This is a genomic window from Bradyrhizobium sp. CER78 (genome assembly GCF_029846235.1).
Classification (GTDB): Bacteria; Pseudomonadota; Alphaproteobacteria; order Rhizobiales; family Xanthobacteraceae; genus Bradyrhizobium.
In genome coordinates, this window is the sequence record NZ_JARVWP010000002.1 from 547,207 (window position 1) to 572,458 (window position 25,252).

Consider the following 25,252-nt stretch of genomic DNA (forward strand, 5'->3'; position numbering starts at 1 on the left):
TGAAAATTCTGGCCGACGAAACACTCAACAGCGTCATTCCGGGGCGGTCCGCAGGACCGAACCCGGAATCTCGAGATTCCGGGTTCGATGCTTCGCATCGCCCCGGAATGACGTAACAACGAGGGCGCAACGCCCCCTACTCGCTATTCGCCACTCACCATTCGCGTTGGCCTACTCCTACTGCCGCCGCCGCGGCCCGGGTGCTGCGGCGGGAGCCGGCGCGGGCTCGGGTGCGGCGTTGTTGCTGCCGCCGAAGATCACCCGGCTCGGATTGCGGTCGAAATTGTTCACGGCGCGGCTGATGTCGGCGAGCGTGCGGCGGCCGTCGTTGATCAGGAGATTGGTCCGCTTGTCGACATTGTCGGCGAGCTCGCGGATCGACTTGACCATGAGATTCAGCTCGCTGCCATTGTTGCCGCCGGCGATTGCATTGAGGCCCAGCATCAGATTGTCGGCCTTGGCCATCACGCCGTCGACCTTGACCATGACGTTGTCGATCTTCTCGGAATTGCGCGCCAGCGCCTCGGTGAAGACCTCGAGGTTCTTCAGCGAATTCTTCACCGACTGCTGATTGTCGGCGACGATGCGATTGACGTTTTGCAGGGTGGCGCGGATCGCCTCGGTGACGTCCTGCAGTGCGTTGGGGTCGGCGGTCAGAACCGGGATGCCGTCCTCATCCAGCGGCACCGGCGGGGCGGCCTCCTCACCGCCCTTCAGCGAGATCGCGGCGACGCCGGTGAGGCCCTGGAATTCGAGACCGACCAGGGTGTCCTTGCGGAGCGGTGCGTTGTTCTCGATCATCGCGAGCGCCACCACGCGCCGCGGATTGTCGAGCTTCACCGACACCACCTCCCCTATCCGGATACCGTTAAAGTTGACATTGCCGCCGTTGCGCAGGCCCGACGCCGGCCCCTCGAAGATCACCCGCAACGGGCTGCGCTGCTTGGTGGTGTGCAGGCTCTGGAACCACAGCACGAAGCCGAACGCGGCGGCGATCACCGCCAACGTGAAAGCCCCGATCAAGACGTAGTTCGCCCGCGTTTCCATCAATTGCTCGCGTTCATCACTCTTGAATTACTCTTGGGCCCTTGCGCAGTCAGCCTGCGTTCGAGCCGGTCGAATTCCCTATTGGCGCATGATCTCGTCCGAAAACCGGTCTTCTCGCTTCGGGATCATGGGCTAGGCCACAACGGCTCGGGCGCGCTTGCCGTTGAAATATTGCTGCAGCCATGGATGCTGCGATGCCTTCATGTCGGCGATCGATCCTGCAGCAATGATCTTACCGTTCCCTAAAACGGCGATACGGTCGCACGCGGTGTAAAGACTGTCGAGATCGTGGGTTACCATGAAAACGGTCAGCCCCAAAGTGCGCTGCAACGTCCGCACCAGCTCGTCGAAATCGCCGGCGCCGATCGGGTCGAGGCCCGACGTCGGCTCGTCGAGAAACACGAGCTCCGGATCGAGCGCGAGCGCGCGCGCCAGCGCGACGCGCTTGATCATGCCGCCGGACAGTTCCGACGGATAGCGATCGGCGACCTCGGGCTTGAGGCCGACCATCACCAGCTTCGCCACCATGATCTCGTCGAGCAGCCGCTGCGAGACGCGCAGATATTCGCGCGCCGGAAACTGGATGTTCTGGCGCACCGTCAGCGAGGAGAACAGCGCGCCCTGCTGGAACAGGATACCCCAGCGCCGCTCGACGGCGCGGCGCTGCGACGAGTTCGCGGCATCGAGATCGACGCCGAACACCTCGATGCGGCCGGAGACCTTCGGCACGAGCCCGATGATGGTGCGCGTCAGCACCGACTTGCCGGCGCCCGATGGGCCGACGAAGCCGAGGATCTCGCCGCGCTTGACGTCGAGGTCGAGGCCGTCGAGCACGCGCGTGGTGCCGAATTGCACGGTGACGTCGCGAACGCGGATGATGGCGTCGATGTCCTGCTCCGCCATGATCACATCCCGATCGAGGCGAAGAAGATCGCGAACACGCCGTCCATCACGATCACGAAGAAGATTCCTTTCACCACCGACGCGGTGGTGTGCTGTCCGAGCGATTCCGCCGAACCCTGTACCGCCAGCCCCTCGACGCAGGCGACGATGCCGATCACCGCCGCCATCACCGGCGCCTTGACCATGCCGACGATGAAATGGTCGATCGATATGGCATCACGAAGGCGGAGCAGGAAGGCCTCCGGATCGACGCCGCCATAGAGCCACGCCACCAGGCCGCCGCCATAGAGCGCGGCCATCGCGCCGAGGAAGGCCAGGATCGGCAGCGCCAGCACCAGCGCCAGCATGCGCGGCAGGATCAGGACCTCGATCGGATCGAAGCCCATGGTGCGCAGCGCGTCGATCTCCTCGCGCATCTTCATCGAGCCGAGTTCGGCGGTATAGGCCGAGCCGGAGCGGCCCGCGACCATGATCGCGACCAGCAGCACGCCGATCTCGCGCAGCACCAGCACGCCCAGCATGTCGACAACGAAGATGTCAGCGCCGAACCTGCGGAAATGAAAGATGCCCTGCTGCGAGATGATGCAGCCGATTAGGAAGGTGATCAGCACCACGATCGGCACCGCGCGCCAGCACACCTGCTCGAGATGGTGCACCGTCGAGGTCAGGCGGAAGCTGCGCGGATGGATCAGCACCTTGCCGGCCGCGGCCAGCACCGCGCCGAGCATGTCGACCAGGCCGATGATGGTGCCGCTGACCCCGGCCACGGTGCGCCCGATCTGCTCGAGCATGCCCGTGATCGACAGCCCCTCGCTCACGACCCTGGGCGCGGGGCCGACGCGACGCACCTCGTCGACCAGGCTGGAGTAATTGGCGGAGAGGCCCGCGATCTCCGCTTCCGCGCTGGCATCACTGAGACTGCGGCGCAGCCGCTCGATCAGCCAGGCGCCGAAGGTGTCGAGGCTTGCGACCTGCGACACGTCGATGAAGATGTGGGGACGGCTGCCGCGCAGCTTCTCGGCGTCGGAGACGATCCGCTCGAGCGCAGGGGCAAAGCGGGCGGTCCAGTTGCCCGCCGCGCACAACGCCAGTCCTTCGCCTTGGGCTATCCGCTCCAGTGTCGGGTCGCCGCTCACCTTTTGCCTACCCCTCAAGCCGGCTGGCCGCCGCTCACGCAGATCTCCGGCGATGCCGGATCGGCTTGTCGAATCTGTCACTAACCAGCCATAGTTGGTTGCGCGTCGCAAGCTACGGTTCAGGAAATAGTAGACTTTAAAATGACTTCCAGCCCATCCCGGACCATTTCCTTGAATGCCCGGATCGAGCACTGGCCGATCGCCGGGACCTTCACGATCAGCCGCGGCGCCAAGACCGAGGCGGTCGTGGTGGTGGCCGAGGTCAGCCAGGGCGGCCTCATCGGCCGCGGCGAATGCGTGCCCTACCCGCGCTACGGCGAAACGCCGGAGGCGACGCTGGAGGCGATCCAGGCGATGCAGGAGCCGCTTGCCGGCGGCATGGACCGCATCACCCTGCAGGCCCGGATGCCCGCCGGCGCCGCCCGCAACGCGCTGGACTGCGCGCTGGCGGACCTCGAGGCCAAACGCGCCGGTCAGCGGATCTGGAACCTGCTCGACCGGCCTGCACCCGAACCGCGAACCACCGCCTATACGATCTCGCTCGGGACGCCCGAAGCAATGGCCGAGGCCACCGCGAAGGCCGCGCACCGCGCGCTGCTCAAGATCAAGCTCGGCGGCGATGGCGACGGCGAACGGATCGCCGCCGTGCGCAGGGCGGCACCTCGTGCCGAACTGATCGTCGATGCCAATGAAGCCTGGACCGAGCTCAACCTCGCCGCCAACCTCGAAGCCTGCGCCGATGCCGGCGTCACGCTGATCGAGCAGCCGCTGCCGGCAGGCAAGGACGAAGCGCTGGCGCGGATCCAGCGCCCGGTTGCGGTCTGCGCCGACGAGAGCGTGCATGATCGCGCGTCGCTCGTGGGCCTGCGCGGCCGCTATGACGCGGTCAACATCAAGCTCGACAAGACCGGCGGGCTGACCGAAGCGCTCGCGATGGCGGATGCCGCCCGCGCGCTCGGCTTCGAGATCATGATCGGCTGCATGGTCGCGACCTCGCTGGCGATGGCGCCGGCGATGCTGATCGCGCAAGCCGCGCGCTTCGTCGATCTCGACGGCCCGCTGCTGCTGGCCAGGGACCGCGACAATGGCCTGCGCTACGAGGGCAGCCTGGTCTACCCGCCGGACGCCGCGCTGTGGGGATGATGGTGGGTTAGGCGTCGACGCGCCAGCCACATCACGAGCCCGCCCGCCGCCGCCATCGCCGCCATCATGTCGTAGACGCCGAGGCCGAAGCGCGCATAGACCAAGCCGCTGACGATCGCCGTGGTGCTCGCGACGATGCCGCCGCAGGCGGTGAGATAGCCCTGCGCACGCGCCATCACATGAGCCGGTACGTGATGCACCATCAAGCCCATGATGCCGACCTGGGTCAGCCCGAAGCTCAGCCCGTGTCCGAGCTGGACCACAGCCAGCACCGCAAGCGGCGGATCCTGCGCGGTGATCGCCCAGCGCGCCACGGCGCTAGCGGCCGCGATCATCACCAGCACCGCCGACGGCAGCGTGAAGCGCGGCGAGGCCGCAAACAGCACGATCTCGGCGATCACACCGAGCACCCAGAGCACCGCGATGGTCAGGCCGCTGAAACCGGCCTGCTGCCAGGCAATCGATGCGAAGATGTAATAGGCGCCGTGGCTGCCCTGGATCAGCGCCGAGGACACGATGATCGCGAGGAAAGTGGGATTGCGGAGCAACCTCGGCGAACCGACCGCGTGCGCCACCGTTGCCGCTGGGCGGCCGAGCCGCCTTAGCGTCAGGCCGACCAGCGCGCCGAGCACCGTCACGGCCGTGATGATCCAGATCAGGTCGACCTCCGCGACATAGCGCAGCAGGAAGCCACTCACCAGCGCGCAGACCGCGAAGGCGGCCGAGCCCCACAGCCGCAGCGGTCCATAGCTAAGGCCGAACTGCCTGACGCCGCGCAACGCATAGGCGTCGGTGAGCGGCACCATCGGCGTCCACACGCAGCAGGTCAGCGCATAGACCGCGAGCAGCACGAACGGCTGGTGCTGGGTGCCGATCACGACAAAGCCGAACGCCGTGGCAAAGCCGGTCGCGATGATCGCGCCGCGCAGCATCTGGCGCCGTTCCGCGGCCGCAGTGACCAGCGGCAGCACGGTGAAGCGCGTCACCGGCGGCACCGCCGTGATGATGCCGATCCAGGTGGCATCGATGCCGATCGCCTTCATCCATACCGTGAAAAACGGCAGGTGAACTCCGGTCATGCCGAACAGCGTGGCATAGAATGCCGCAAGCCTGCGCGCGAATCGCCGCGATGCAACTTTTGCTGCAATGGGGATTTGTGATTCGGAAGACATCAATTCAATTGCGATTCGCGCGATATCGTGGTGATCGTTAGCGTAACGCGCAGTGATTTGCGCGAAGAGATTGTGATGGCCGAAGAAGCATTCGCCCTGTCGCCGATTTCCGCCCGCGCGGCCCTGCCGAGGGAGGAGGACTATGCCGCGATCAGCGCAGCCTTCATGGAGACCTCGCGGGGCCGCTGGTTCCTCGGCGAATACGCCAAGCGCAACCGCAATGCCGACACCCGCATGGTGCTCGATGCCGTGGCGCGGATCGAGGACAGCCTCAGCGCGCAGCGGCAGGCCGCCGCAGCTGCCATCAGGGACGAGCAGTTGGCGCAGGCGCTGGGCGCCCTGCGCGGCGCGATCGAGGCCGCCCAGGCCTCCGCCATCGCAGCGCTCGACGGCGTCAGCTTCGAGCAGAATCTCGCGCCGGTACGCAAGGGCGTGCGGGTGATCCGGGAGATCTCCTGGCGGCTGCGCGAAATCGGCAATGACGGCCGGATCTGCGACATCATCGATTCGCAGGCCAGCGCGATCGAGGCCGGCGCGTCCCAGGTTTCGATGGACGACGCCAAGGCCGTGCTGGACGCGGCCTTCGCGGCGCTCGCCCGCCGGCTCAGCGAGTTCGACCCGGACAAGGCGACGCCCGCGGCCGAGCCGGCCGCAGCCGAAGCGCCGGTTGCGGAACCTGCCGCGGCGGCGCCCTCATCGCCGCCGGCAGCCGAATGCGCTGCCGCCGAGAGCGCGGCCCCCGATGCGACGATGGCCGCCACGCCGCCGGCGCCGCCTCAGGAAGCCGTTGCGACGCCGAACGCCGAAGCCGCGATGCCGACCGCAACGCCGCCCGCCGAGGCTGCCGCAGTGGTAATCCCGCAGCCGAGCGAAGCCTGGCTCAAGGCCGAAGCTGCGCTGGCCGAGGCCGAGGCTGCCGAACTTGCACGCGTCAACGACGAGGCCGCCGCCGACGCCCATGACGAAGCGGTGCTCGACCTGATCGCGATGGAAATGGGCGCACCCGATCCGATCGACGAAGAGACGATCGCCGAGGAAATGCGCGCTGCCGAAGAGGTGCGTGTCGCCGAGGCGATGGCCGCCGAACCCGAAATGGACGCACCGGCCATTCAGCCCGAGCCTGCGCCATTGCCCGAGCCTGCACCGGCCCCCGAGCCGAAGGCCGAGATCAAGGTTGAACCCGCATTGGTCGTTGCAGCGGCGGTTGCCGAAGCGCCGGCGGCGGTGCCGCCGCCTCTCCCGCCCACCGTTGAGGCTGCGCCCGCTCCCGCGGCAGAGATCTCGCTCGGCTCCACCATCATCGCCAGCGGCCTCCTGAAAAAGCCGAACGCCGCCGCCAACGATCCGCTCGCGCCGATCCGCCGCATGAGCCAGGCCGAGAAGATGGCGTTCTTCTCGTAAGCGCGGACGTGTTCACGCTACGCGTTCACCTCCGATTGACCTCCCACGCTCCGTGACCCAGCTCACGTACCGCGTCCGCATTTGCGCCTAGCCTCCCCGCGACCGGTCTCGCACCGGGATCAGCTTTTGGGAGCGCGCGATGGTCCGCCTGACATCCATGATGATATCGGCCGCATTGCTCGGCCTATTCGGCCTCGGTGCGCCCCGCGCGGGGTTCGCCGAGACCAGCAGCATCACCGTCGGCAATGCGATGCAGACGCCCACGCAATCTGTCGATCAGGGCGTTTCGCCGGCGACATCAGCCGCAGCGACACCGGCTGCGCTCCGGAGTCCCGAGCAGCGCGTGGCGCTCGTGATCGGCAATGCGAATTACGAGAACGCGCCAAAGCTCGCCAATCCCGGCAACGACGCGCAGTCGATGGCCGAGTTGCTGAACGCGGCCGGCTTCGAGGTGATCTCCGCGACCGACCTCAGGCAGGGCGACATGGTGAAGGTGCTGCGGGATTTCTCCGACAAGGTCGCGGCGCGGGGCCCGAGCACGGTCGCCATGATCTACTATGCCGGCCACGGCGTGCAGCTCGCCGGCGAGAACTATCTGATTCCGGTCGACGCGAAGATCGCAACCCCGTCCGACCTCGACGGCAATGCGGTGCGCCTCGTCGACGTGATGGGCACGCTCGAGAACATCCCGAGCCGGATGCGCATCGTGGTGCTCGATGCCTGCCGCAACAATCCGTTTCCCAACGTCAACGATGCCGGCCGCGGCCTCGCCGTCGTCGACGCGCCGAACGGCTCGATCGTCGGCTATTCGACCGCGCCCGGTATGGAGGCGCAGGACGGCAGCAACGGCCACAGCCCCTACACCAACGCCTTCCTGCGGCTGGCGCGCGAGCCCAATCTGCCGATCGAGCAGTTGTTCAAGCGCGTTCGCCTCGAGGTCAACTCGACGACCGACGGCCGGCAGACGCCGTGGGAAAGCTCGTCGCTGACCTCCGACTTCTATTTCTTCGGCGACACCGCTGTCGCGTCATCGCGTGCGCCTGCAAATGACCCTGTCGTGCAGATGGCGTCGAACCTGCCGAACCGCTCGGTACACCAGGCCTACGATTTTGTGCTGTCGGAGGGCCGCCCGGAATACTATGAAGAATTCATCCGGCTCTATCCGCGCGATCCGCTGTGCGACCGCATTCGCTTCCTGCTGACCAACTGGCTGCAGGTCGCCGCATGGCACAAGGCGGTGCTGGCCAACACGCCGTTCGCCTACAAGACCTTCCACGACAATTTCGCTGGCAGCCCCTACGCGCAGCAGGCCTTGAAGCTGCAGGCCGAGCCGAAGGCGGTGCCGCTGATGCAATTCACGCGGCTGACAAATCGTCAGGCCTTGCAGCCGATCAATGCGGGCCTGCAGGGCGCCGGCGGCAATGGCCAGATCGGCGGCGGCAGGATCGTCAACATGCCCGCGCCCGGAGCGAAGCCGGTCGCGATGCCGAACACGATCGGCAAAGGCAACATCGCGAGCCTTCCGGCTGCAAATGCCGGCAAGAACGCATCAAGCCCGATCATGAAAGACAGCGACCGGCACCGCTTCCGCGCCGGGCGGCAGAGCATGCAACTCGACCGGACGAGGTCAGGCGGTGGTGACCATGCAGCGTTCCGCTCAACTCCGTCCGGCTCGCATGTCGGCGGAATGGGCGGCGGCCTTCATGGCGGCTTCAGGCACTGATCGGCCACACCGCACAAACGAAACCGGGGCAGAGCGACCGTGCCCTGCCCCGCTGCTTTTCAAAACGCCGATTTCAGGCGACGAGCTTGGCGAACAGGTCGGCATCGACATTGCCGCCCGAGAGCACGATGACGACGTTCTTGTCCCTGGCGTCGATCCGTCCCGCCAGCAGCGCGGCGAGCCCGATCGCGCCACCGGGTTCGACCACGAGCTTCAGCTCGCGATAGGCAAAAGCTACAGCCGCACCAACCTCTTCGTCGGAAGCGCTGACACCGTTTGCGAGCAGCTTGCTGTTGATCGCGAAAGTCAGCTCGCCCGGCATCATCGCCATCAACGCATCGCAGATGGTGCGCGGCGCAACCGCATGCGCCTCGCGATGGCCGACCTTGAGCGATAAGGCGTGATCGTCATAGCCCGCGGGCTCGGCGACGATCACCTGGGCTTGCGGATATTTCGCCTTCACCGCGGTCGCAACGCCCGCGATCAATCCGCCGCCGGAAGCCGGCGCGACCACGATGTCCGGCGTGAGCCCGAGCGCGGCCATGTCCTCGGCGATCTCGCGGCCGGCGGTGCCCTGGCCCGCGATCACGAGCGGATCGTCATAGGGAGGCACCAGGGTCGCGCCACGCTTGCTGGCGATGCCGCTGGCGATCGCCGCACGGTCGTCGCGATCACGGTCGTAGAGCACGACTTCGGCGCCGTACGACTTGGTCCGCTCGCGCTTGGTGAGCGGCGAGTCCGCAGGCATCACGATGGTCGCCTGCATGTTGAGGATCTTGGCTGCCGCGGCGACGCCCTGGGCATGGTTGCCGGAAGAGAACGCGACGACGCCCCCGCTCCGCTGGTCCTGCGGGATCGAGGCGAGCTTGTTGAAGGCGCCGCGGAACTTGAACGATCCGGTCCGCTGCAGCATCTCGGGCTTGAGGAAGACCCGGCTGCCGACGCGTTCGTTGAGAACCGGAAAGGTCAGGAGCGGCGTGCGCACCGCGAACGGCGCGACCACCCTTGCGGCGGCATCGATGTCCGCCGCAGCGACGGGTGGATTTAAAACGGTGTCCGTCATCCGCAATTTGTATCGCGGCGGGATACGGCCCGGCAAGACGCTTCATAGCGTTTTCGAGCGAAGTGGGTACCGGTTCGCGGGAAGAAAACGCGTCAAGACAAGTCAGTGTGAGGTTTGGTGGCTCGCCGGCAAAACTGCGAAATGGTGCTCTTCGGCACCGAATTCGAACGCTTCGCCCTCGCCATCGGGCGGAGCCGGGCGGACGTTCATGCATCGCTCGATGAACACCCGGGCCGACGCCTGCCAGGTGTGGAGCGCGGCAAAATCGACGCAGGCCTGCCGCGGGATGCTGAGCGCCTCCAGGCAGGCGTGATGAAGGTCCTCGTCGAGCACGCCGACCGGCGCCGCGCCGATCACGTCGCGGGGACCGGTGACCGGAAAAGCGGCAACCGGCAGGCCGCTCGCCAGCGCCTCGAGCAGCACCAAACCGAACGTATCGGTGCGGCTGGGGAAAACGAACACATCGGCGGCGGCATAAATCTCAGCCAGTTCTTCCCCATGGCGGGCGCCGAGGAAGACGGCTTCCGGATATTTCCGCTCCAGCGCCGCCCGCGCCGGGCCGTCGCCGACGACGACCTTGGTGCCGGGCAGATCGAGATCGAGGAAGGCCTCGAGATTCTTCTCCACCGCCACCCGGCCGACGCTGAGATAGACCGGCTGCGGCAGGCAGAGATCGACATCGCGCGGATGGAACAGCGCGGTATCGACGCCGCGCGACCACAGCACCACGTTGCGGAAGCCGCGCTGACGCAGCTCGGCGGCCAGCGCAGGGGTTGCCGCCATCACCGCCCGGCTCGGCTTGTGGAACCAGCGCAGCGCGCGCCACACCCAGGCTTCCGGAACCGGCGTCCGGGCCGAGACATATTCGGGGAAGCGGGTGTGGAAGCTCGTCGTGAACGGCAGGCCGCGCTTGCGGCAATAGCGGCGAACCGAAAGCCCGATCGGGCCTTCGGTCGCAATGTGGATGCTGTCGGGCTTGGCCGCTTCGATCAGGCTGGCGACCCTGGCGCGATACGGCAGCGCCAGCCGGAGATCGCGATAGCTCGGCATCGCGAAGGTGCGGAACTCGTCCGGCGTCAGGAAGCTGACCTCGACGCCGAGCGAGTTCGCCGCCTGTGCCATCATGGTCAGCGTGCGGACAACCCCGTTGACCTGGGGATGCCACGCATCGGTCGCGACCAGGATATGCGTCATGCAGCGCGTGCCGTCACTCGCGGAACTGGCGCGATCCGGCGCACCGGGTCGGTCCAGGTGATGATCTCGAAATGGCCGTCCTCATGTTCGGCGAGCGCGGTGCAACTCTCCACCCAGTCGCCGCAATTCATGTAGCGGATGCCGTGCTCGTCATGAATCGTCGCGTAGTGGATGTGGCCGCAGATCACGCCGTCGCAGCCGTGACGCCGCGCCTCGCCCGCAAGCGTCGCCTCGAACGCGCCGATATAGTTCACCGCCTTCTTGACCTTCAGCTTGGCCCATTGCGACAGCGACCAGTAGGGAACGCCGAACATCTTGCGGAAGAAGTTGACGAAGCGATTCATCTGGATCGCGAAGTCGTAGGCCTTGTCGCCGAGATGGGCGAGCCAGCGCGCGTTCTGCACCACGAGATCGAAGATGTCGCCGTGGATGATGAGGTAGCGCTTGCCGTCGGCGCCGGTGTGGACGGTGTTCTCCACCACGTCGATGCCGCCGAAATGCGTGCCGTAATATTTGCGCAGGAACTCGTCGTGGTTGCCCGGGACGTAGATCACCTTGGCGCCCTTGCGCGCCTTGCGCAGCATCTTCTGCACGAAGTCGTTGTGAGTCTGCGGCCAGTACCAGTTCGACTTCAGCGCCCAGCCGTCGACGATATCACCAACGAGGTAGATCGTGTCGGCATCGTGAGAGCGGAGGAAGTCCAACAGGCGGTCGGCTTGCGAACCGCGGGCTCCGAGATGGACATCGGAGATAAACAAAGTGCGAAAGCGCCGCTCGGGGCTTTCTTCACTCAAGGAGTCACTTCCCATGCCTGTGCACCTAACAGATTCTTGTGACAAGGCGATGACGATCCCCGCGACCTGAGGCTCCACAAAGAGTTAACGAGAATCAGCAGCGCGCCCCTGCCCTGCGGATAACAGCCGCATGCGACAATCTGGCGACATCGGCGCTCGCGGCTGTGAGGAACAGGCGTGGTGTTGCTGCATATCGCAGCGGAACAACGCGCGTGACGAATGCGTAGCCCGGATGGAGCGAAGCGTAATCCGGGGTCCTTCGTGCGCGGATGAACCGTTCCCGGATTTCGCTTCGCTACATCCGGGCTACGGCGGCTCAGTAGTATTTGTGGAAGTGATGCACCGGCCCGTGGCCGTGGCCGACGGCGAAGCGATCGGCGGCTGCGATCGCATCTGATATCCAGGCCTTGGCGTTGCGCACGGCGGTCTCCATCGCTTCGCCCTTCGCGAGCCCTGCCGCAATCGCCGATGACAGCGAGCAACCTGTGCCGTGCGTGTTCGCGGTCGCGATGCGCGGCGCCGCGAGCGCGATGCTGCGCGCTCCTTCGATCAGATAGTCGATGCTCTCGGCGCCGTGGCCGTGACCGCCCTTGACCAGCACCGCGCGACAGCCCATCGCGAGCAATTGCCTTCCCTGCCGCTCGACGTCGGCCTCGCTCGCCGCAACGGGCTCGTTCAAGAGCGCCGCCGCTTCCGGCAGGTTCGGCGTGATCAGCGAGGCCAGCGGAAACAGCTTGGTCTTCAGCGCATCGACCGCCTCGGCGGCAAGCAGGCGGTCGCCTGATGTTGCAACCATCACCGGGTCGAGCACGATATGGCGCGGCGCCCAGCGCTTCAGCCCATCGGCGATCGCCGCGATGGTCTCGGCCTGCGCGACCATGCCGATCTTGACCGCGCCGACGTCGAGATCGGAGAACACGGCATCGATCTGCGCCGTGACGAAGGAAGCCGGCACCGGATGGATACCGCTGACCCCCGTGGTGTTCTGCGCGGTCAGCGCCGTGATCGCCGAGGCGCCATAGACCCCGAGCGCGGCAAAGCTCTTGAGGTCGGCCTGGATGCCCGCGCCGCCCGAGGAATCCGAGCCGGCAATGGTGAGCGCGACCGGCGTCATCTTGTGGCACCCGCGGTTGATGCAAATGAGACTGTTACGAACAACACCATGGCCTGTCCTAGCCCGGCCGCCGATTGCCAGCAAGTTCGCCTGACTTTACCGCGCGTTGGCCCTGCCTTGCCCCTTCTTGTCCCCTTGCCTTGGCCGCCGGTTTTTGGCCTATAGTCGCGGAAATCCCCGGAGACGACTTTGATGGTTCCTTTCTTCGTCCAGATCAAATGCAAGCTCGGCCAGTCCTACACCGTCGCCAATGCGCTGGCGGAAGCCGAGATTGCGTCCGAGATCTATTCCACCGCGGGCAATTACGATCTCCTGGTCAAGTTCTACGTCGACCACGACACCGACATTGGCCATTTCATCAACGAGAAGGTTCAGGTGATCCCGGGCATCCAGGACACCCTCACCATCATCACCTTCAAGGCGTTCGGCGCGAAGTAGCGCATCGATCTTCACACGCGCCCGCTTGGCGAGGCGCGCGCCGCTAAAGCGCGATGAGATCAGGTTGAATCATCATCGCGCCTTAGATTCTTGTCTAAGCATGATCCTTTCGGAAAACCGCTTCGCACTTTTCCGGATCATGCTCTAGGCGGAAGGCGCCGCGTCGATCAGCGCCTTCAGGAACGTGACGACGATCCGGCCGCTGCGGCTCACTTCGCCGGCCCTCGACAGTAGCGCCATGCCGCGGCCCAATGCGATGAAGCCGGTGGCGATCTCGACGGGATCGGCGGGCGGCTGCTTGCCAAGCAACTCGAACAGGCGCGTCACCAGCACGCCCAGGGCACGGCGGTGCTTGCGGTTGAGCTCGTTATAGCCTTGCGCGAAAGTCGGGCTGCGCAGCGCCTGCAATTGCAGCTCGATCGCCAGCACGGCAAACCCCGGATCGGAATTGGCGGTGGCGGCCCATTTTTCGAGGCCGGCCATCAGCTTCGCAGGCTCGCCCGATGCCTGCCCCAATACGCCTTCGATTTTTGCGCGCTCCTCGGATTGGTGCTGTTGCACCAGTTCCAGCAGGATCGCCTCCTTGTCGGGAAAATTCGAATAGAACGCGCCCTGCGAAAATCCGGCGGCATCGGCGATGTCGCGCACCGAGGCCTGCGCAAACCCCTTCTTGATGATCTCCTCACGCGCCGCCTCGATCAGGAGGCTCTTCGTACGGGCCTGACTTTCCTCGCGATTTAGCCTGGGCAACGGATCCGGCTCCTGCAGCTACAAATATCAGTTGATTTTCAGATACCAAATGATATCTATTTCAGATAGCAGTCGGTATCTGTAAATCAGCGCGTCGGACGAACGCACGGGGAGCAGCTATATCATGCGGAGCAGTCCAATGGACCGTACGCTTGCCATTCTGGCGACGCTCGCGGCATCGACCGTCGCCGCCATGGTGATCGGGATCCTCACCACCAAGGGTTCGCAGGACTTCTTCCAGACCGCCCGCTCCCTCGAAGCTTATGGCGCGCACCTCGGGACCCCCCTCGTACCGTTCGGCCTGCGGCTCAATCTCGGGCTCGATAATCTCTTCATGATCTTCTACGGCGCATTTTTCACCGTGCTGGCCGCACGGCTGCGTACGATGATGGACCCCTATCTGCTAGGCATTGCGCTCGCCGCCATGATGCTCACGGTTTTGCTCGATTGCGTCGAGAACCACCACATCATGACCATGGTGCATGCGATCCAGAACGGATTGCCGCTGTCGCCGGCCGACGGGGAACTGCAGATGATCGCCTCCCAGGTCAAGTTTCACGCCAGCTATCTCGCAGCCTTGCTGTTCTCGTTCGGCTTCCTGCAGTTCGGCAAGCTCGGCAGGACCATCGCGGTGGTGCTGTGGTGCTACATCCCGTTCCGGGTCCTGATTTCGGTTACGCCGGTGGAGCAGGCGAAGGCGCTGGTCCTGGGACGGACGATCTTCTTCGTCTTTGCCTTCATCCTGTCCGCCGTCCTGTTCGCTTCACAGGCGAGATACCACGCTCGCAACAGCCAATAACAAGCCCGGAGGATCCTTTCATGCCGATCTCGATGGTCACGATTGCCGGACGAAGCCTGCTCGCATTGTTGTTCATCCTTGCCGGCGTAGCCAAGATCGGCGGCCCGAAGCCGTTCCTCGACCACATGGCGGCCCACCATATTCCCGGTGTGCTGCTGCCGCTGGTCATCGCGCTCGAGCTTGGTGCGGGCCTGGCGCTGCTGATCGGATGGCAGTTGTCATTTGCCGCCGGCGCGCTGGCGCTGTTTTGCCTCGCGACCGCGTTCGGCTTTCACCTCGACCTCGCCGACAAGGCGGAACGAACGCTGTTCTTCAAGGATCTCGCGCTTGCCGGTGGGTTGATGGTCATTGCCGCCACTGCGTGGCGCGGATAGCCGCCACGCAATCAGGAAGGATCGGTCTTGTCCGCCTTGCGCGTCGGCTTTGGCGGCCCGTCGACCGGCGGCAGCGACTTGATATAGTCGGCGATCGCGTCGCGATCGGAAGGCGAGAGCTGCGAGGTGTTGCGGATCACGCGCACCATCGATCCGCCGGCGCTATCGCCATCCGGCGTCTGTCCGCTCTCGAGGAAATAGGCGATATCCTTCGCGCTCCAGTCCGCGATCCCCCGCGGCGTGATGTTGGGCACCCAGCCTTCGCCCTCCGGGTTCGGGCCGCCGGCGAAGCGCTGCGAGCTGACGATGCCGCCGAGAAAATTCCGCGGGCTGTGACACTCGGCGCAGTGACCGAAGCTGTTGACGAGATAGGCGCCGCGATACCAATGCGCCGAGCGGCTTGCATCCGCAATAAACGGCTTGCCGTCCATGAACAGGAATTTCCAGACCCCGACATCGCGCCTGATGTTGAATGGAAACGGCACATCGTGATCGCGCACCTTGCCGGCGACCGGCGGCAAGGTCTTCAGATAGGCGAACAGGTCGCGCACGTCATTGACCCTGGCGTGCTGATAGGACGTGTAGGGAAACGCCGGGAAGTAATGCGTCCCCGACGGCGAGGTGCCCTTCATGACAGCGGTGACGAAATCGGCCTCGCTCCAGCTCCCAATGCCGTCGTTCGGGTCGGGCGAGATGTTCGGCGCGTAGAAGGTGCCGAACGGCGACGGTATCGCGAGCCCGCCGCCGAGCTTTGTGCGGTCATCCTGCTTCGGCACGGCATGGCAGGAGGAACATCCCCCCGCATTGAACGTTGTGAGCCCGTTGGCGAGGTTAGGCTGGTAGGCGGGCAGCGCGCTCGCGGCGACGGTCGCGGGGATCGTCAGCCACCAGAACACGCCGAAGCCGATGAGGCTCGCCAGGCCGGCCAGAAGGAGAATTCGTCGCAACATTCGCCGATCCGTCATTGGTCGCGTCAGTTCATCAACCAGTATGATGGCAACCGGTCGCACAAGCTCGCATCAAATTTGCCGCACTCACGATCATTTTGGGAATAAATCCGGTGAGCCGCGGTTTGAGGATTACAACCATCGTGTGACGTCAAAGGGGAGAGAACCATGTCGAACAAGACCTTGCTTGCCACGCTGACACTCGGCGCCGTAGTCACCCTCGCCGGTCCGGCCTTTGCCGAAAAGCTGCACGCCAAGCTGGACGCCAAGTCCGAAGTGCCTGCGAATACCAGCGCCGGTACCGGCACTGCCGACATCGACTACGATGCGGCCACCAAGAAGCTCAGCTGGAAACTGACCTATTCCGGCCTGTCGGGCCCTGCGACCGCCGCGCATTTCCACGGCCCCGCCGAGGCCGGCAAGAATTCCGGTGTCGCGGTCGCGATCCCGAACGCGACATCGAGCCCGGTCGAAGGCAGCGCCACGCTGACCGATGCGCAGGCCGCCGACCTTCTCGCCGGCAAGTACTATGTCAACGTCCATACCGCAGCGAACCCGGGCGGTGAGATCCGCGGCCAAGTGACGAAGTAAGACCTCAACAACAAACGGCCGACACAACAAAGGGCGGACGCCTCGCAGCGTCCGCCCTTCTTGTCGTCCGAATGGCGATCAGCCCTTCTTGAGGCGATAGGTCTCGTGGCAGCCGCCGCACTGCTTGCCGATCACACCGAGCTCCGCCTTCAGCGTGTCGACATCCTTGACCTTGCCCTTGGCTTCCGAAACAGTCTTGGCAAAGCTCGCGATGTGCTGCTCGAAGCCGGCCTTGTCTTCCCAGATCTTCGGCGAAGGGGCGTAATCGCCATCCAACTTGACGCCTTTCATGCTCTCGGGGAACAGCGTCGGAAGCTGCTTGGCGGTGTCCTCGAACTGGGCCAGCGCGGCATCGACGGTGGCCTGGTCGTAGGGCTTCTCGCCCTTGACCATCGCCACCAGCGCGCCCGCATTCTTGCCATTGCCCTTCATCATGCCCTGGGTCTTCTTGACCTGCTCCTGATCGGCCACGACCGCACCGGCACTCAAGGCAAGCATCGCAGCAACGACGACAATCCGCTTCATCGGCAAAACCCCTCAATTCCGCTCTGTCCGGGTCCGCAGGTCGCGGCCGGTCTGGTTTGCAAACACCGCAGGCGGAATGTTCATTCCGCCTGCGACAATTTATCAGAGAGTATGGCGGCGCTGCGCCTCGCGGATCGCGATCCAGACCCGCTCCGGCGTGGCCGGCATGTCGATGTGGTCGATCCCGAACTCGCGATGCAGCCCCTCGACGATCGCGTTGACGACCGCCGGGCATGAGCCGATCGCGCCGGCCTCGCCCGCGCCCTTCACGCCCATTGGGTTGGTCGTGCACGGCACGTTGTGGGTCTCGAACACGAAGGACGGCCCGTCGGACGCACGCGGCATCGCATAGTCCATGAAGGTGCCGGTGACGAGCTGACCGTCGGTCTGGCTATAGACCGCCTGCTCCATCAGCGCCTGCCCGATGCCCTGCATCGCGCCGCCATGCACCTGGCCCGCGAGCATCAGCGGATTGAGCGTGACGCCGAAATCGTCGACGATGACGTAGCTAACGATCTTGATGATGCCGGTTGAGGGATCGATCTCGACCTCGGCGAGATGCGTACCGTTCGGATAGGTGCCGTCGGCGCTGGCGAAGGTCGCGCTCGCATTCATCTTCGCGGTGTCGCCGCCGGGACGCTTGGCGAGATCGGCGAAGCTGACCGAACGGTCGGTGCCGGCGATGCGGATGCGGCCGTCTGCGATCTCGAGATCGCCGGCGCCGGCTTCCAGCGCCTGCGCCGCAAGCTCCTTCAGCTTGTTGCCGAGCTCGTGCGTCGCGCGCTGCACGCTGACGCCGCCGGACGGGATCGATGCCGAGCCGCCGGTGCCGAGCCCGGTCGCGATCTTGTCGGTGTCGCCCTGCAGCACATGGACCCGCTCGGGCGGCACGCCGAACTGCTCGGCGACGATCTGCGCGTAAGCGGTCTGGTGGCCCTGCCCGCTCGACTGCGTGCCGATCAGGACCGAGATGTCGCCATTGGGATCGAGCGCCACGTTGGCGGTTTCCTCGCCCATGGTGCCGCAGACCTCGACATAGCTCGCCATGCCGATGCCCCGCACCAGGCCGTCCTTCTTGGCCGCCTTGGCGCGCTTTGGAAACTCCTTCCAGTTGGCGATCTCCATCGCGCGCTTCATGTGCGCGACGAAGTCACCGGAATCGTAGACCTTGCCGGTCGCGGTCGTGTACGGTAGCGACTTCGGCGGAATGAAGTTCTTCCGCCGGATCGCATCCGGCGTCATGCCCAGCTTACGCGCCGCCGCGTCGACCAGCCGCTCGATCACATAGGCAGCCTCCGGGCGGCCGGCGCCGCGATAGGCATCGACCGGCACCGTGTTGGTGAACACGGTGCGGACGCGGCAATGGAAGGCCTGGATGTCATAGAGGCCCGGCAGCATGCCGGCGCCGCCATGCGGGATATAGGGCGCGAAGGTCGAGAGATAGGCGCCCATGTCGCCCATCAGATCGACATCCATGCCGAGGAATTTGCCGTCCTCGGCGAGCGCCATCTTCGCGGTGGTGAGATTGTCGCGGCCCTGCGCGTCGCCCATGAAATGGTCGGAGCGCTCGGCGGTCCATTTGACCGACTTCTTGAGCTTGCGCGCCGCGACCGAGATCAGCGCATACTCGCGATAGGGAAACAGTTTTGTGCCGAAGCCGCCGCCGACATCCGGGCAGATCACCCGCATGTTCTCCTTCGGCATCTTCAGGATCATGTCGCAGAGGATCTCGCGCAGGCGATGGCTGCCCTGGCTGCCGATCGTCAGCGTCAGGTGATCCCTCTTGGCGTCGTATTCGGCGACGGCTGCGCGCGTCTCCATGAAATTGGTGATGACGCGCGGATTGACGATGGTGATCTCGGCCACCGCATGCGCTTTGGCGAACGCGGCCTCGGCGGCGCCCTTGTCGCCGATCGAGACGTCGAACAGCACATTGCCGGGCTTGTCCGGCCAGACCTGCGGCGCGTCCTTTTTCACCGCATTGATGAGGCCGGCAACGGCCGGCAGCGGCGTCCATTTGACGTCGATCGCCTCGATCGCGTCGCGGGCATGATCGACGGTATCGGCGACCACAAAGGCGATGGCGTCGCCGACATGGCGCACTTCATCCTTGGCGAGGATCGGATAAGGCGGCGCGATGAACGGATCGGTTTCGAGGTTGAACAGGCACGGCAGGCCGCCGAGCTCGGCGACATCGGCCGCGGTCAGGATCAACGCCACGCCGGGCATGCCGCGGGCCTTGCCGGCGTCGATCGTGTAGGTGGCGTGCGCATGCGGCGAGCGCAGCATCAACGCGTGCAATGCGGGAGACGGTGCGACGTCGTCGGTATAGCGGCCCTTGCCGCGAATCAGGGCGTCGTCCTCCTTGCGCCGCACACTTTGTCCGACGCCGAATTTGATGGGAGCTGCCATCGTCTCTCCAATTGCCTTGGTGTGTTTTGCGCATATTGGCGTGGTTGTCCGCGAAGCGCAAACCGCTTTCCGCCGCACGTGGCGCTATCGCACAACCGGCTCCTATGCATTTGATTTGACAGGTAAAACTATACGCGCCGCAGTGCGAACAGCCAGCCGCGGCCGAACAATGTGAGGATCAGCAGGGCGTAGACGAAGACGCCGACCGCAATCAGCAGCAGCAGGATCATCTCGTCGCGGAAGTGCTGCATCGGCGCGAACCACACATAGGCGAAATGCGAGGTCAGCCACAGCGCGAGCGCAAGCAGCACGCCGCACAGCGCAAAGGTGCCGAACGAGCGGATCAGCGCGCGATCGAGCGCGAGATAGCCGCGGCGGATGGCGAACATCAGTACCAGCAGCAGGTTGACCCAGGCGCCGACGGCGGTCGCGAGCGCCAGCCCGACCTGAGCCAGCGTACCGACCAGCGCGATCTTCAGCGCGACGTTGACCGCGACCCCGGTCAGCGCCGCCTTCACCGGGGTTGCGGTATCCTTGCGGGCGTAGAAGGTCGCAACCGCGCTGCGGATCATCACGAAAGGAATGAGGCCGACCGCATAGGCCGCGAGCGTCGCGCCGGCGCTTGCGGCATCGGCCTTCGAGAACGCGCCGCGGGCGAACATCGCGCGCATGATCGGATCGGCAACCGTCAGGAACGCCGCCACGAACGGCACCGAGAACAGCAGCGTGAAATCGAAGGCGCGGCGCTGCGCGGCCATGGCGCCGGCGTGATCGTCGGCAGTCAGGCGCCGCGACATCTCCGGCAGCAGCACGGTGCCGATCGCGATCCCGATCACGCCGATCGGCAATTGGTTGAGGCGGTCGGCATAGTACAGCGCCGACAGCGCGCCTGCGGGGAGGAAGGTCGCGATGATGGTATCGGCGAACAGCGCGACCTGGGTTCCCATCGAACCAAGCGTTGCCGGTCCCAGCGCGCGGAAGAAGGCGCGAACGTCCTCGTCGAGCCTCAGCGGCGCGAACCGCGGCAGGCCGCCGTGGCGCGCGAGGTCGCCGGCCAGCAGGGCAAATTGCAGGAAGCCCGAGATCAGGACGCCCCAGGCCGCGGCATGACCGGCGCTCGGGAAGAACGCGGCAAGCGCCAGCGTCATCATCATCGCAAGATTGAGGAAGATCGGCGCCGCGGCAGCGCTCGCGAAGCGATGCATCACGTTGAGCATGCCGCCATAGAGCGTCACCAGCGTGATCAGCAGCAGATAGGGGAATGTGATCCGCGTCAGCTCGATCGCGAGCTTGCGCTGGGCTGCGTCGTCGGTAAAGCCCGGCGCGAGGATGCTCATCGCCTGCGGCATGAACGCCATCGCCACGACCAGCAGGATCACCTGCGAGGCGAACAGCAGCGTGAAGATGCGGTCGGCGAACAGCCGCGCCGAGGCTTCGCCGCGTTCGCCATGGACATGGGCATAGGCCGGCACGAAGGCGGCGTTGAAGGCGCCTTCGGCAAAGATCGCGCGGAAATGGTTGGGCAGCCGCAGCGCCACGAAGAAGGCGTCGGCGACCGGCCCGGCACCGAGGATCGCCGCGAGCATGATGTCGCGCGCGAACCCGGTGACCCGCGATAGCAGGGTATAGCCGCCGACGGTGAAGATGCGCCCAAGCATGCGCTGCTTCTAGCGCATGATTGCGTTACGAAAAAGTTTCGTATCCGGCCGTTGACGATTTAGGCATGATCGAGCCCGAAAACCGGAAACCACTTTTCGGGATCATGCCTGTAGCGCGCTGCGCACAGCCGCGATGACGCGGTCCTGCGCCGCCTCGTCGAGATAGGGGTGCATCGGCAGCGCGATGACGTCCTTCGACAGCCGCTCGCTGACCGGCAGGCCGCCGTCGGCAACCGGATAGTGGCTGTAGGCCGTCTGCTGATGGACCGACTTGGGATAGTAGATCATGGTCGGCACGCCCTGCGCCTTCAGCGCGGCCGCGAAGGCGTCGCGGTCGATGCCCTCGGACAGGCGGATGGTGTACTGCGCCCACACCGAGGTGCAGCCGGGAGCAACGCGCGGCACCGCAACGAGGTTGCCGAGCGCGCGCGAATAGCGTTCCGCGACCTTGTTGCGCGCCGCGATCTCGTCGTCGAAGATCTTCAGCTTCTCGAGCAGGATCGCCGCCTGCATGGTGTCGAGCCGTGCGGTCAGGCCGAGCCGGACGTTGTCGTACTTGTCCGAGCCCTGGCCGTGGACGCGGATGCTGCGCAGCGTGCGCGCGAGTTCGTCGTCGTCGGTGAAGATCGCGCCGCCATCGCCGAAGCAGCCGAGCGGCTTGGCCGGGAAGAAGCTGGTCCCGGTCGCGAGCCCGAAGGTGCCGAGCCTGCGGTTCTTGTAGGTCGCGCCGAAGCCCTGCGCGGCGTCATCCAACACAAAAAGACCCTCGGCCTCGGCGACCGCGCTGATCGCATCATGATCGGCGCTCTGGCCGAACAGGTCGACCGGGATCACGGCCACCGGCTTCAGCCCGCGCGCGCGGGCCGTCGCAATGCCGCGCTTCAGCGAGTTGATGTCGATGTTGAAGGTCTCCTCGTCGACGTCGACGAACACCGGCGTCGCGCCGGTCAGCGTCACGACTTCGCCGGTCGCGCAGAAGGTGAAGGTCGGGCACAGCACCGCATCGCCCGGGCCGACATTCTTCGCCATCAGGACCATCAGCAGCGCGTCGGTGCCGCTGGCGCAGCTCACCACATGCTTGGCGCCGGTATAGTCCGCCAGCGCCTTCTCCAGCGCGGTGACCTCGGGCCCGTTGATGAACTGGCAATGGTCGAGCACGCGCGCGACCGCGTCATCGATCGACTTGCCGAGCCGCCGGCGCTGCGCGGAAATATCGATGAAGGGAATGGGCTCAAGCTGCATATGCTGGTTCATGGAAGCTCTTTGCACGTGTTGAATGGATGACAATCAGCCGGTGAAGACAATCAGCCGGCGATGCGGCGCGGTCCCTTGCGCATCGTCGTGGCGGCCGGCCGCGCCGGCGATTCCAGGCAGCGGATCGCGATCTCGAGGCTGGCCACGCCTTCGTCGCCGGACACCGCCGGCAGCCTGCCGCTGCGCACGGCATCGAGGAAGGCGATCAGTTCGGCGCGAAGCGGCTCGTCGTGCCCGACCGGCAGATGCCGCATCGAATAGCTGCCGTCCGGCTTGAAGCCGAAGCATTCGGTGACCTGGCGCGTCAGCAGGTCGCCCATCACATACTTGCCGCGGGTTGCGACCGTGACGTTGCGCGCCTTGAACGGCGTCAGCCAGTTGGTGTTGATGTGGGCGAGCACGCCGGATGCGGTGCGGAATTGCAGCAGCGCGATGTCCTCGCGCTCGGCGACTGCGCTCGAGAGCTGCGGCTGCACCTCGACGATGTCGGATTCGGTGAACCAGCGGATCAAGTCGATGTCATGCACGGCGAGATCGATCACGACGCCGACATTGGACATCCGCGGCGGGAACGGGCCGACCCGGGTGATGCCGATCGACAGGATGTCCTCGCCCGCGATCGCCTGCTTGATCGCGGCAACCGCAGGGTTGAAACGCTCGACATGGCCGACCATCAGCGTGACACCGGCCCGCTCGGCGGCGGCGACGATCTCGCGGCCCTCTTCGACCGTGGATGCGACCGGCTTCTCGACCAGGATGTGGATGTTGCGCGCGATGCAGGCGAGCGCGATCTCGTGATGCAGATGGGTGGGAGCTGCGATCGTCACCGCATCGATGCCCTCGGCGAGCAGTTGATCGAGGCTCTCAAAGGCACGGCAGCCGACCAGGTCGATGGCACGGGTACGGTGTTCCGGGAGCGGATCGACGATGCCGATCAGAAGGACACCGGGCAGTCCGGCCAGCACGCGGGCATGGTTGCTGCCCATTACCCCGGCGCCGATCACGCCGACGCGCAAGGCGCGGCCGATATCGGCCTTCGCGCCGGCTGCGGACACTTTTGCATTCATATCGTAGACCCCAAGTAACGTTCTGGCGGTTGTCCCGGCTCCTCAGGGAGCCACACCGGCTCCAAGGGAATCAGCACCTAGGCCCTCTTCCCGATCTGCGCCTTCGGCGCAAATCACCCCGCTTCGTTGGCAGCCGCTATAGCACGGCGTCACAAATGTGGCGAATGCCAAGGACGAAATCCGGACACGTTTTGATTCAAAGAGTTACATCGTCCCGCGCCCGAAGATTCGCGCGGGAACCAGCTCCGTCAGCTGCGCCGATAGTCATCCTCGATACGGATGATGTCGTCCTCGCCGAGATAGCTGCCGGTCTGCACCTCGATCAGCTCGAGCTGGATCTTGCCGGGGTTCTCGAGCCGGTGCACCGCGCCGATCGGGATGTAGATCGACTCGTTCTCGTGCACCGTCTTGATCAACTCGTTGACGGTGACCTGCGCGGTGCCACGCACCACGATCCAGTGCTCGGAGCGGTGATGGTGCTTCTGCAGCGACAGCCGCCCGCCCGGCTTGACGATGATGCGCTTGACCTGGTGGCGGTCGCCATTGTCGACCGACTGATAGGAGCCCCAGGGGCGATGCACCTTGATGTGGTTCTCGGTGACCTCGGGCGCAGCGACCTTCAATTTCGCGACCAGCCGCTTCAGCCCGTTGGCGTCCTTCTGGCGTGACACCAGCACGGCGTCCTGGGTCGCGACCACGACGAGATCGTCGACGCCTTCGAGCGCGACCAGCGCCCGGTCGGTCGCGACGTTGCAATTGCGGCTGTCCTCGAACACCGCCGCACCGCGCGCCGCGTTGCCGAGGCTGTCCTTGTCGGACAGCTCCCAGACCTGACGCCACGAGCCGATGTCGGACCAGCCGCACGCCACCGGCACCACCGCGGCATGAGCGGTCTTCTCCATCACCGCGTAGTCGATCGAGATCGCCTTTGCCGCGCCGAATGCCGATGCATCGAGCTTGACGAAGCCGAGATCGCGCGTCGCTGATGCAACCGACTGCTCCACCGAGGCAATGCTGTCCGCATCGACGTTGCGGTACTCGTCGAGCAGCACGCTGGCGCGGAACATGAAGTTGCCGCTGTTCCAGAGATAGCCCGCATCGATATAGCCTGCCGCCGTCGCGGCATCCGGCTTCTCGACGAATTTTGCCACCGCGCGCACCTCGCCGGCGACCGCCTCACCCGGGCTGATGTAGCCGTATTCGGTGGCGGGCCGTTCCGGCTTGACGCCGAAGGTCACGATGCGGCCGGCTTCGGCAGCCACCAAGCCGCCGCGGCACGCGGCAACGAAGGCCGGCGTGTCGCGCACCAGATGGTCGGCGGCGAGCGCCAGCACGATCGCTTCGCCGTCACGGCTCTGCGCGAATGCTGCACCGGCCGCAATGGCGGGCCCGGAGTCGCGGCGCATCGGCTCGAGCAGCACGTCGGCCTCACGGCCGATCTCGGCCAGCTGCTCCAGCACCATGAAGCGATAGGCCTCGTTGGTGATCACGATCGGCCGTTCGAACAGGCCGGCATCGGAGACCCGCAGCAGCGTCTCCTGGAAGGTCGAGCGCGCCCCGAACAGCGACAGGAACTGCTTCGGATGCACCTCGCGTGACGCCGGCCAGAGCCGCGTGCCCGCGCCGCCACACATGATCAGGGGAATAATTCGTCGGTCCATCGATGCCTCGAGTCCTGTCGTGCAGGTCCAATGGTACCCGTCCGCGGACGGCATACCAAATTGGCCCGGGCCGCCGCGGCCGGCAG

At 65.5% G+C, this 25,252-nt stretch carries 23 protein-coding genes; 7 read left to right on the forward strand and 16 right to left on the reverse strand.

Annotated features, from left to right (window positions below; translation table 11 throughout):
- Positions 1–177: 177 nt before the first annotated feature.
- The 3 genes from QDT69_RS05650 to QDT69_RS05660 all read right to left on the reverse strand — a co-directional run bounded on the left by QDT69_RS05650 (position 178) and on the right by QDT69_RS05660 (position 3,086).
- Positions 178–1,047 carry an MlaD family protein gene (locus QDT69_RS05650; RefSeq protein WP_279705632.1) on the reverse strand — a complete coding sequence of 290 codons (870 nt, stop codon included), beginning with the start codon at positions 1,045–1,047 and terminating at the stop codon, positions 178–180.
- Between the two features lie 132 nt (positions 1,048–1,179).
- Entirely contained in the window at positions 1,180–1,950 is a 771-nt protein-coding gene (locus tag QDT69_RS05655; RefSeq protein ID WP_279705633.1) for an ABC transporter ATP-binding protein, read from the reverse strand.
- A 2-nt stretch (positions 1,951–1,952) separates the two neighbouring features.
- Positions 1,953–3,086 carry an ABC transporter permease gene (locus tag QDT69_RS05660; RefSeq protein WP_074131925.1) on the reverse strand — a complete coding sequence of 378 codons (1,134 nt, stop codon included), beginning with the start codon at positions 3,084–3,086 and terminating at the stop codon, positions 1,953–1,955.
- A 141-nt stretch (positions 3,087–3,227) separates the two neighbouring features.
- Between QDT69_RS05660 and dgcA the strand changes: the two genes are divergently transcribed.
- Positions 3,228–4,229 (forward strand): N-acetyl-D-Glu racemase DgcA, encoded by a 1,002-nt coding sequence (dgcA, locus tag QDT69_RS05665; RefSeq protein ID WP_279705634.1) that lies wholly within the window; start codon positions 3,228–3,230, stop codon positions 4,227–4,229.
- Here dgcA and QDT69_RS05670 read toward each other — a convergent pair.
- The gene (locus QDT69_RS05670; protein WP_279705635.1) at positions 4,199–5,401 is read right to left on the reverse strand and encodes an MFS transporter; all 1,203 of its coding nucleotides are present in this window, start codon (positions 5,399–5,401) and stop codon (positions 4,199–4,201) included. The two genes, dgcA and QDT69_RS05670, sit on opposite strands and share 31 nt — an antisense overlap.
- Before the next feature lie 75 nt (positions 5,402–5,476).
- On the opposite strand from QDT69_RS05670, the gene QDT69_RS05675 reads away from it, so the two are divergent.
- On the forward strand, positions 5,477–6,802 hold the full coding sequence (locus QDT69_RS05675; RefSeq protein WP_279705636.1) for a hypothetical protein: 1,326 nt from the start codon (positions 5,477–5,479) through the stop codon (positions 6,800–6,802).
- A 139-nt stretch (positions 6,803–6,941) separates the two neighbouring features.
- Positions 6,942–8,525, forward strand: a complete 1,584-nt coding sequence (locus QDT69_RS05680) for a caspase family protein (RefSeq protein ID WP_279705637.1) — start codon at positions 6,942–6,944, stop codon at positions 8,523–8,525.
- Between the two features lie 73 nt (positions 8,526–8,598).
- On the opposite strand, the gene QDT69_RS05685 is transcribed toward QDT69_RS05680, so the two are convergent.
- The 4 genes from QDT69_RS05685 to thiD form a co-directional block, all read right to left on the reverse strand.
- A complete protein-coding gene (locus QDT69_RS05685) occupies positions 8,599–9,588 on the reverse strand; it encodes a threonine/serine dehydratase (protein WP_279705638.1) in 990 nt (329 codons plus the stop codon).
- A gap of 102 nt (positions 9,589–9,690) precedes the next feature.
- On the reverse strand, positions 9,691–10,782 hold the full coding sequence (locus tag QDT69_RS05690) for a glycosyltransferase family 1 protein (RefSeq protein ID WP_279705639.1): 1,092 nt from the start codon (positions 10,780–10,782) through the stop codon (positions 9,691–9,693).
- A complete protein-coding gene (locus QDT69_RS05695) occupies positions 10,779–11,591 on the reverse strand; it encodes a UDP-2,3-diacylglucosamine diphosphatase (protein ID WP_050423189.1) in 813 nt (270 codons plus the stop codon). The genes QDT69_RS05690 and QDT69_RS05695 overlap by 4 nt, the downstream gene beginning before the upstream one ends.
- Positions 11,592–11,892: 301 nt before the next feature.
- The gene (gene thiD, locus QDT69_RS05700) at positions 11,893–12,690 is read right to left on the reverse strand and encodes a bifunctional hydroxymethylpyrimidine kinase/phosphomethylpyrimidine kinase (RefSeq protein ID WP_279705640.1); all 798 of its coding nucleotides are present in this window, start codon (positions 12,688–12,690) and stop codon (positions 11,893–11,895) included.
- 192 nt (positions 12,691–12,882) lie between these two features.
- On the opposite strand from thiD, the gene QDT69_RS05705 reads away from it, so the two are divergent.
- The gene (locus QDT69_RS05705; RefSeq protein WP_016845986.1) at positions 12,883–13,128 is read left to right on the forward strand and encodes an Lrp/AsnC ligand binding domain-containing protein; all 246 of its coding nucleotides are present in this window, start codon (positions 12,883–12,885) and stop codon (positions 13,126–13,128) included.
- 144 nt (positions 13,129–13,272) lie between these two features.
- Here the strand turns inward: QDT69_RS05705 and QDT69_RS05710 are convergent, their stop codons facing one another.
- Positions 13,273–13,878, reverse strand: a complete 606-nt coding sequence (locus QDT69_RS05710) for a TetR/AcrR family transcriptional regulator (RefSeq protein ID WP_074130151.1) — start codon at positions 13,876–13,878, stop codon at positions 13,273–13,275.
- A gap of 139 nt (positions 13,879–14,017) precedes the next feature.
- Here QDT69_RS05710 and QDT69_RS05715 point away from each other — a divergent pair, with 139 nt between their 5' ends.
- Positions 14,018–14,677 (forward strand): hypothetical protein, encoded by a 660-nt coding sequence (locus QDT69_RS05715; RefSeq protein WP_279705641.1) that lies wholly within the window; start codon positions 14,018–14,020, stop codon positions 14,675–14,677.
- A gap of 20 nt (positions 14,678–14,697) precedes the next feature.
- A complete protein-coding gene (locus QDT69_RS05720; protein WP_279705642.1) occupies positions 14,698–15,051 on the forward strand; it encodes a DoxX family membrane protein in 354 nt (117 codons plus the stop codon).
- 11 nt (positions 15,052–15,062) lie between these two features.
- Here the strand turns inward: QDT69_RS05720 and QDT69_RS05725 are convergent, their stop codons facing one another.
- Positions 15,063–16,001, reverse strand: a complete 939-nt coding sequence (locus QDT69_RS05725) for a cytochrome c (RefSeq protein WP_279705643.1) — start codon at positions 15,999–16,001, stop codon at positions 15,063–15,065.
- A 165-nt stretch (positions 16,002–16,166) separates the two neighbouring features.
- Between QDT69_RS05725 and QDT69_RS05730 the strand changes: the two genes are divergently transcribed.
- The gene (locus tag QDT69_RS05730) at positions 16,167–16,589 is read left to right on the forward strand and encodes a CHRD domain-containing protein (protein ID WP_279705644.1); all 423 of its coding nucleotides are present in this window, start codon (positions 16,167–16,169) and stop codon (positions 16,587–16,589) included.
- 78 nt (positions 16,590–16,667) lie between these two features.
- On the opposite strand, the gene QDT69_RS05735 is transcribed toward QDT69_RS05730, so the two are convergent.
- The 6 genes from QDT69_RS05735 to QDT69_RS05760 form a co-directional block, all read right to left on the reverse strand.
- Positions 16,668–17,114 (reverse strand): cytochrome c, encoded by a 447-nt coding sequence (locus QDT69_RS05735; protein ID WP_279705645.1) that lies wholly within the window; start codon positions 17,112–17,114, stop codon positions 16,668–16,670.
- A 102-nt stretch (positions 17,115–17,216) separates the two neighbouring features.
- A complete protein-coding gene (locus QDT69_RS05740) occupies positions 17,217–19,526 on the reverse strand; it encodes a xanthine dehydrogenase family protein molybdopterin-binding subunit (protein ID WP_279705647.1) in 2,310 nt (769 codons plus the stop codon).
- A gap of 128 nt (positions 19,527–19,654) precedes the next feature.
- Positions 19,655–21,184, reverse strand: coding sequence for a murein biosynthesis integral membrane protein MurJ (gene murJ, locus QDT69_RS05745; RefSeq protein ID WP_279705648.1), 1,530 nt, complete (start codon positions 21,182–21,184; stop codon positions 19,655–19,657).
- Positions 21,185–21,286: 102 nt separating this feature from the next.
- Positions 21,287–22,438, reverse strand: coding sequence for a DegT/DnrJ/EryC1/StrS family aminotransferase (locus tag QDT69_RS05750; protein WP_279705649.1), 1,152 nt, complete (start codon positions 22,436–22,438; stop codon positions 21,287–21,289).
- 50 nt (positions 22,439–22,488) lie between these two features.
- Positions 22,489–23,505, reverse strand: a complete 1,017-nt coding sequence (locus tag QDT69_RS05755; RefSeq protein WP_279705650.1) for a Gfo/Idh/MocA family oxidoreductase — start codon at positions 23,503–23,505, stop codon at positions 22,489–22,491.
- Between the two features lie 248 nt (positions 23,506–23,753).
- Positions 23,754–25,166, reverse strand: coding sequence for a mannose-1-phosphate guanylyltransferase/mannose-6-phosphate isomerase (locus QDT69_RS05760; RefSeq protein WP_279705651.1), 1,413 nt, complete (start codon positions 25,164–25,166; stop codon positions 23,754–23,756).
- Positions 25,167–25,252: the final 86 nt, after the last annotated feature.

What these genes read in the sequence shown, in the direction of transcription:
- QDT69_RS05680 (WP_279705637.1), top strand. Translation starts at nt 6,942, where the DNA reads ATGGTCCGCCTGACATCCATGATGATATCGGCCGCATTGCTCGGCCTA.
- QDT69_RS05675 (WP_279705636.1), top strand. Translation starts at nt 5,477, where the DNA reads ATGGCCGAAGAAGCATTCGCCCTGTCGCCGATTTCCGCCCGCGCGGCC.
- QDT69_RS05725 (WP_279705643.1), bottom strand. Translation starts at nt 16,001, where the DNA reads ATGTTGCGACGAATTCTCCTTCTGGCCGGCCTGGCGAGCCTCATCGGC.
- QDT69_RS05755 (WP_279705650.1), bottom strand. Translation starts at nt 23,505, where the DNA reads ATGAATGCAAAAGTGTCCGCAGCCGGCGCGAAGGCCGATATCGGCCGC.
- QDT69_RS05670 (WP_279705635.1), bottom strand. Translation starts at nt 5,401, where the DNA reads ATGTCTTCCGAATCACAAATCCCCATTGCAGCAAAAGTTGCATCGCGG.
- QDT69_RS05650 (WP_279705632.1), bottom strand. Translation starts at nt 1,047, where the DNA reads ATGGAAACGCGGGCGAACTACGTCTTGATCGGGGCTTTCACGTTGGCG.
- QDT69_RS05730 (WP_279705644.1), top strand. Translation starts at nt 16,167, where the DNA reads ATGTCGAACAAGACCTTGCTTGCCACGCTGACACTCGGCGCCGTAGTC.
- QDT69_RS05760 (WP_279705651.1), bottom strand. Translation starts at nt 25,166, where the DNA reads ATGGACCGACGAATTATTCCCCTGATCATGTGTGGCGGCGCGGGCACG.
- QDT69_RS05740 (WP_279705647.1), bottom strand. Translation starts at nt 19,526, where the DNA reads ATGGCAGCTCCCATCAAATTCGGCGTCGGACAAAGTGTGCGGCGCAAG.
- QDT69_RS05690 (WP_279705639.1), bottom strand. Translation starts at nt 10,782, where the DNA reads ATGACGCATATCCTGGTCGCGACCGATGCGTGGCATCCCCAGGTCAAC.
- QDT69_RS05695 (WP_050423189.1), bottom strand. Translation starts at nt 11,591, where the DNA reads ATGGGAAGTGACTCCTTGAGTGAAGAAAGCCCCGAGCGGCGCTTTCGC.
- murJ (WP_279705648.1), bottom strand. Translation starts at nt 21,184, where the DNA reads ATGCTTGGGCGCATCTTCACCGTCGGCGGCTATACCCTGCTATCGCGG.
- QDT69_RS05685 (WP_279705638.1), bottom strand. Translation starts at nt 9,588, where the DNA reads ATGACGGACACCGTTTTAAATCCACCCGTCGCTGCGGCGGACATCGAT.
- QDT69_RS05705 (WP_016845986.1), top strand. Translation starts at nt 12,883, where the DNA reads ATGGTTCCTTTCTTCGTCCAGATCAAATGCAAGCTCGGCCAGTCCTAC.
- QDT69_RS05655 (WP_279705633.1), bottom strand. Translation starts at nt 1,950, where the DNA reads ATGGCGGAGCAGGACATCGACGCCATCATCCGCGTTCGCGACGTCACC.
- QDT69_RS05715 (WP_279705641.1), top strand. Translation starts at nt 14,018, where the DNA reads ATGGACCGTACGCTTGCCATTCTGGCGACGCTCGCGGCATCGACCGTC.
- QDT69_RS05720 (WP_279705642.1), top strand. Translation starts at nt 14,698, where the DNA reads ATGCCGATCTCGATGGTCACGATTGCCGGACGAAGCCTGCTCGCATTG.
- QDT69_RS05750 (WP_279705649.1), bottom strand. Translation starts at nt 22,438, where the DNA reads ATGAACCAGCATATGCAGCTTGAGCCCATTCCCTTCATCGATATTTCC.
- thiD (WP_279705640.1), bottom strand. Translation starts at nt 12,690, where the DNA reads ATGACGCCGGTCGCGCTCACCATTGCCGGCTCGGATTCCTCGGGCGGC.
- QDT69_RS05735 (WP_279705645.1), bottom strand. Translation starts at nt 17,114, where the DNA reads ATGAAGCGGATTGTCGTCGTTGCTGCGATGCTTGCCTTGAGTGCCGGT.
- dgcA (WP_279705634.1), top strand. Translation starts at nt 3,228, where the DNA reads ATGACTTCCAGCCCATCCCGGACCATTTCCTTGAATGCCCGGATCGAG.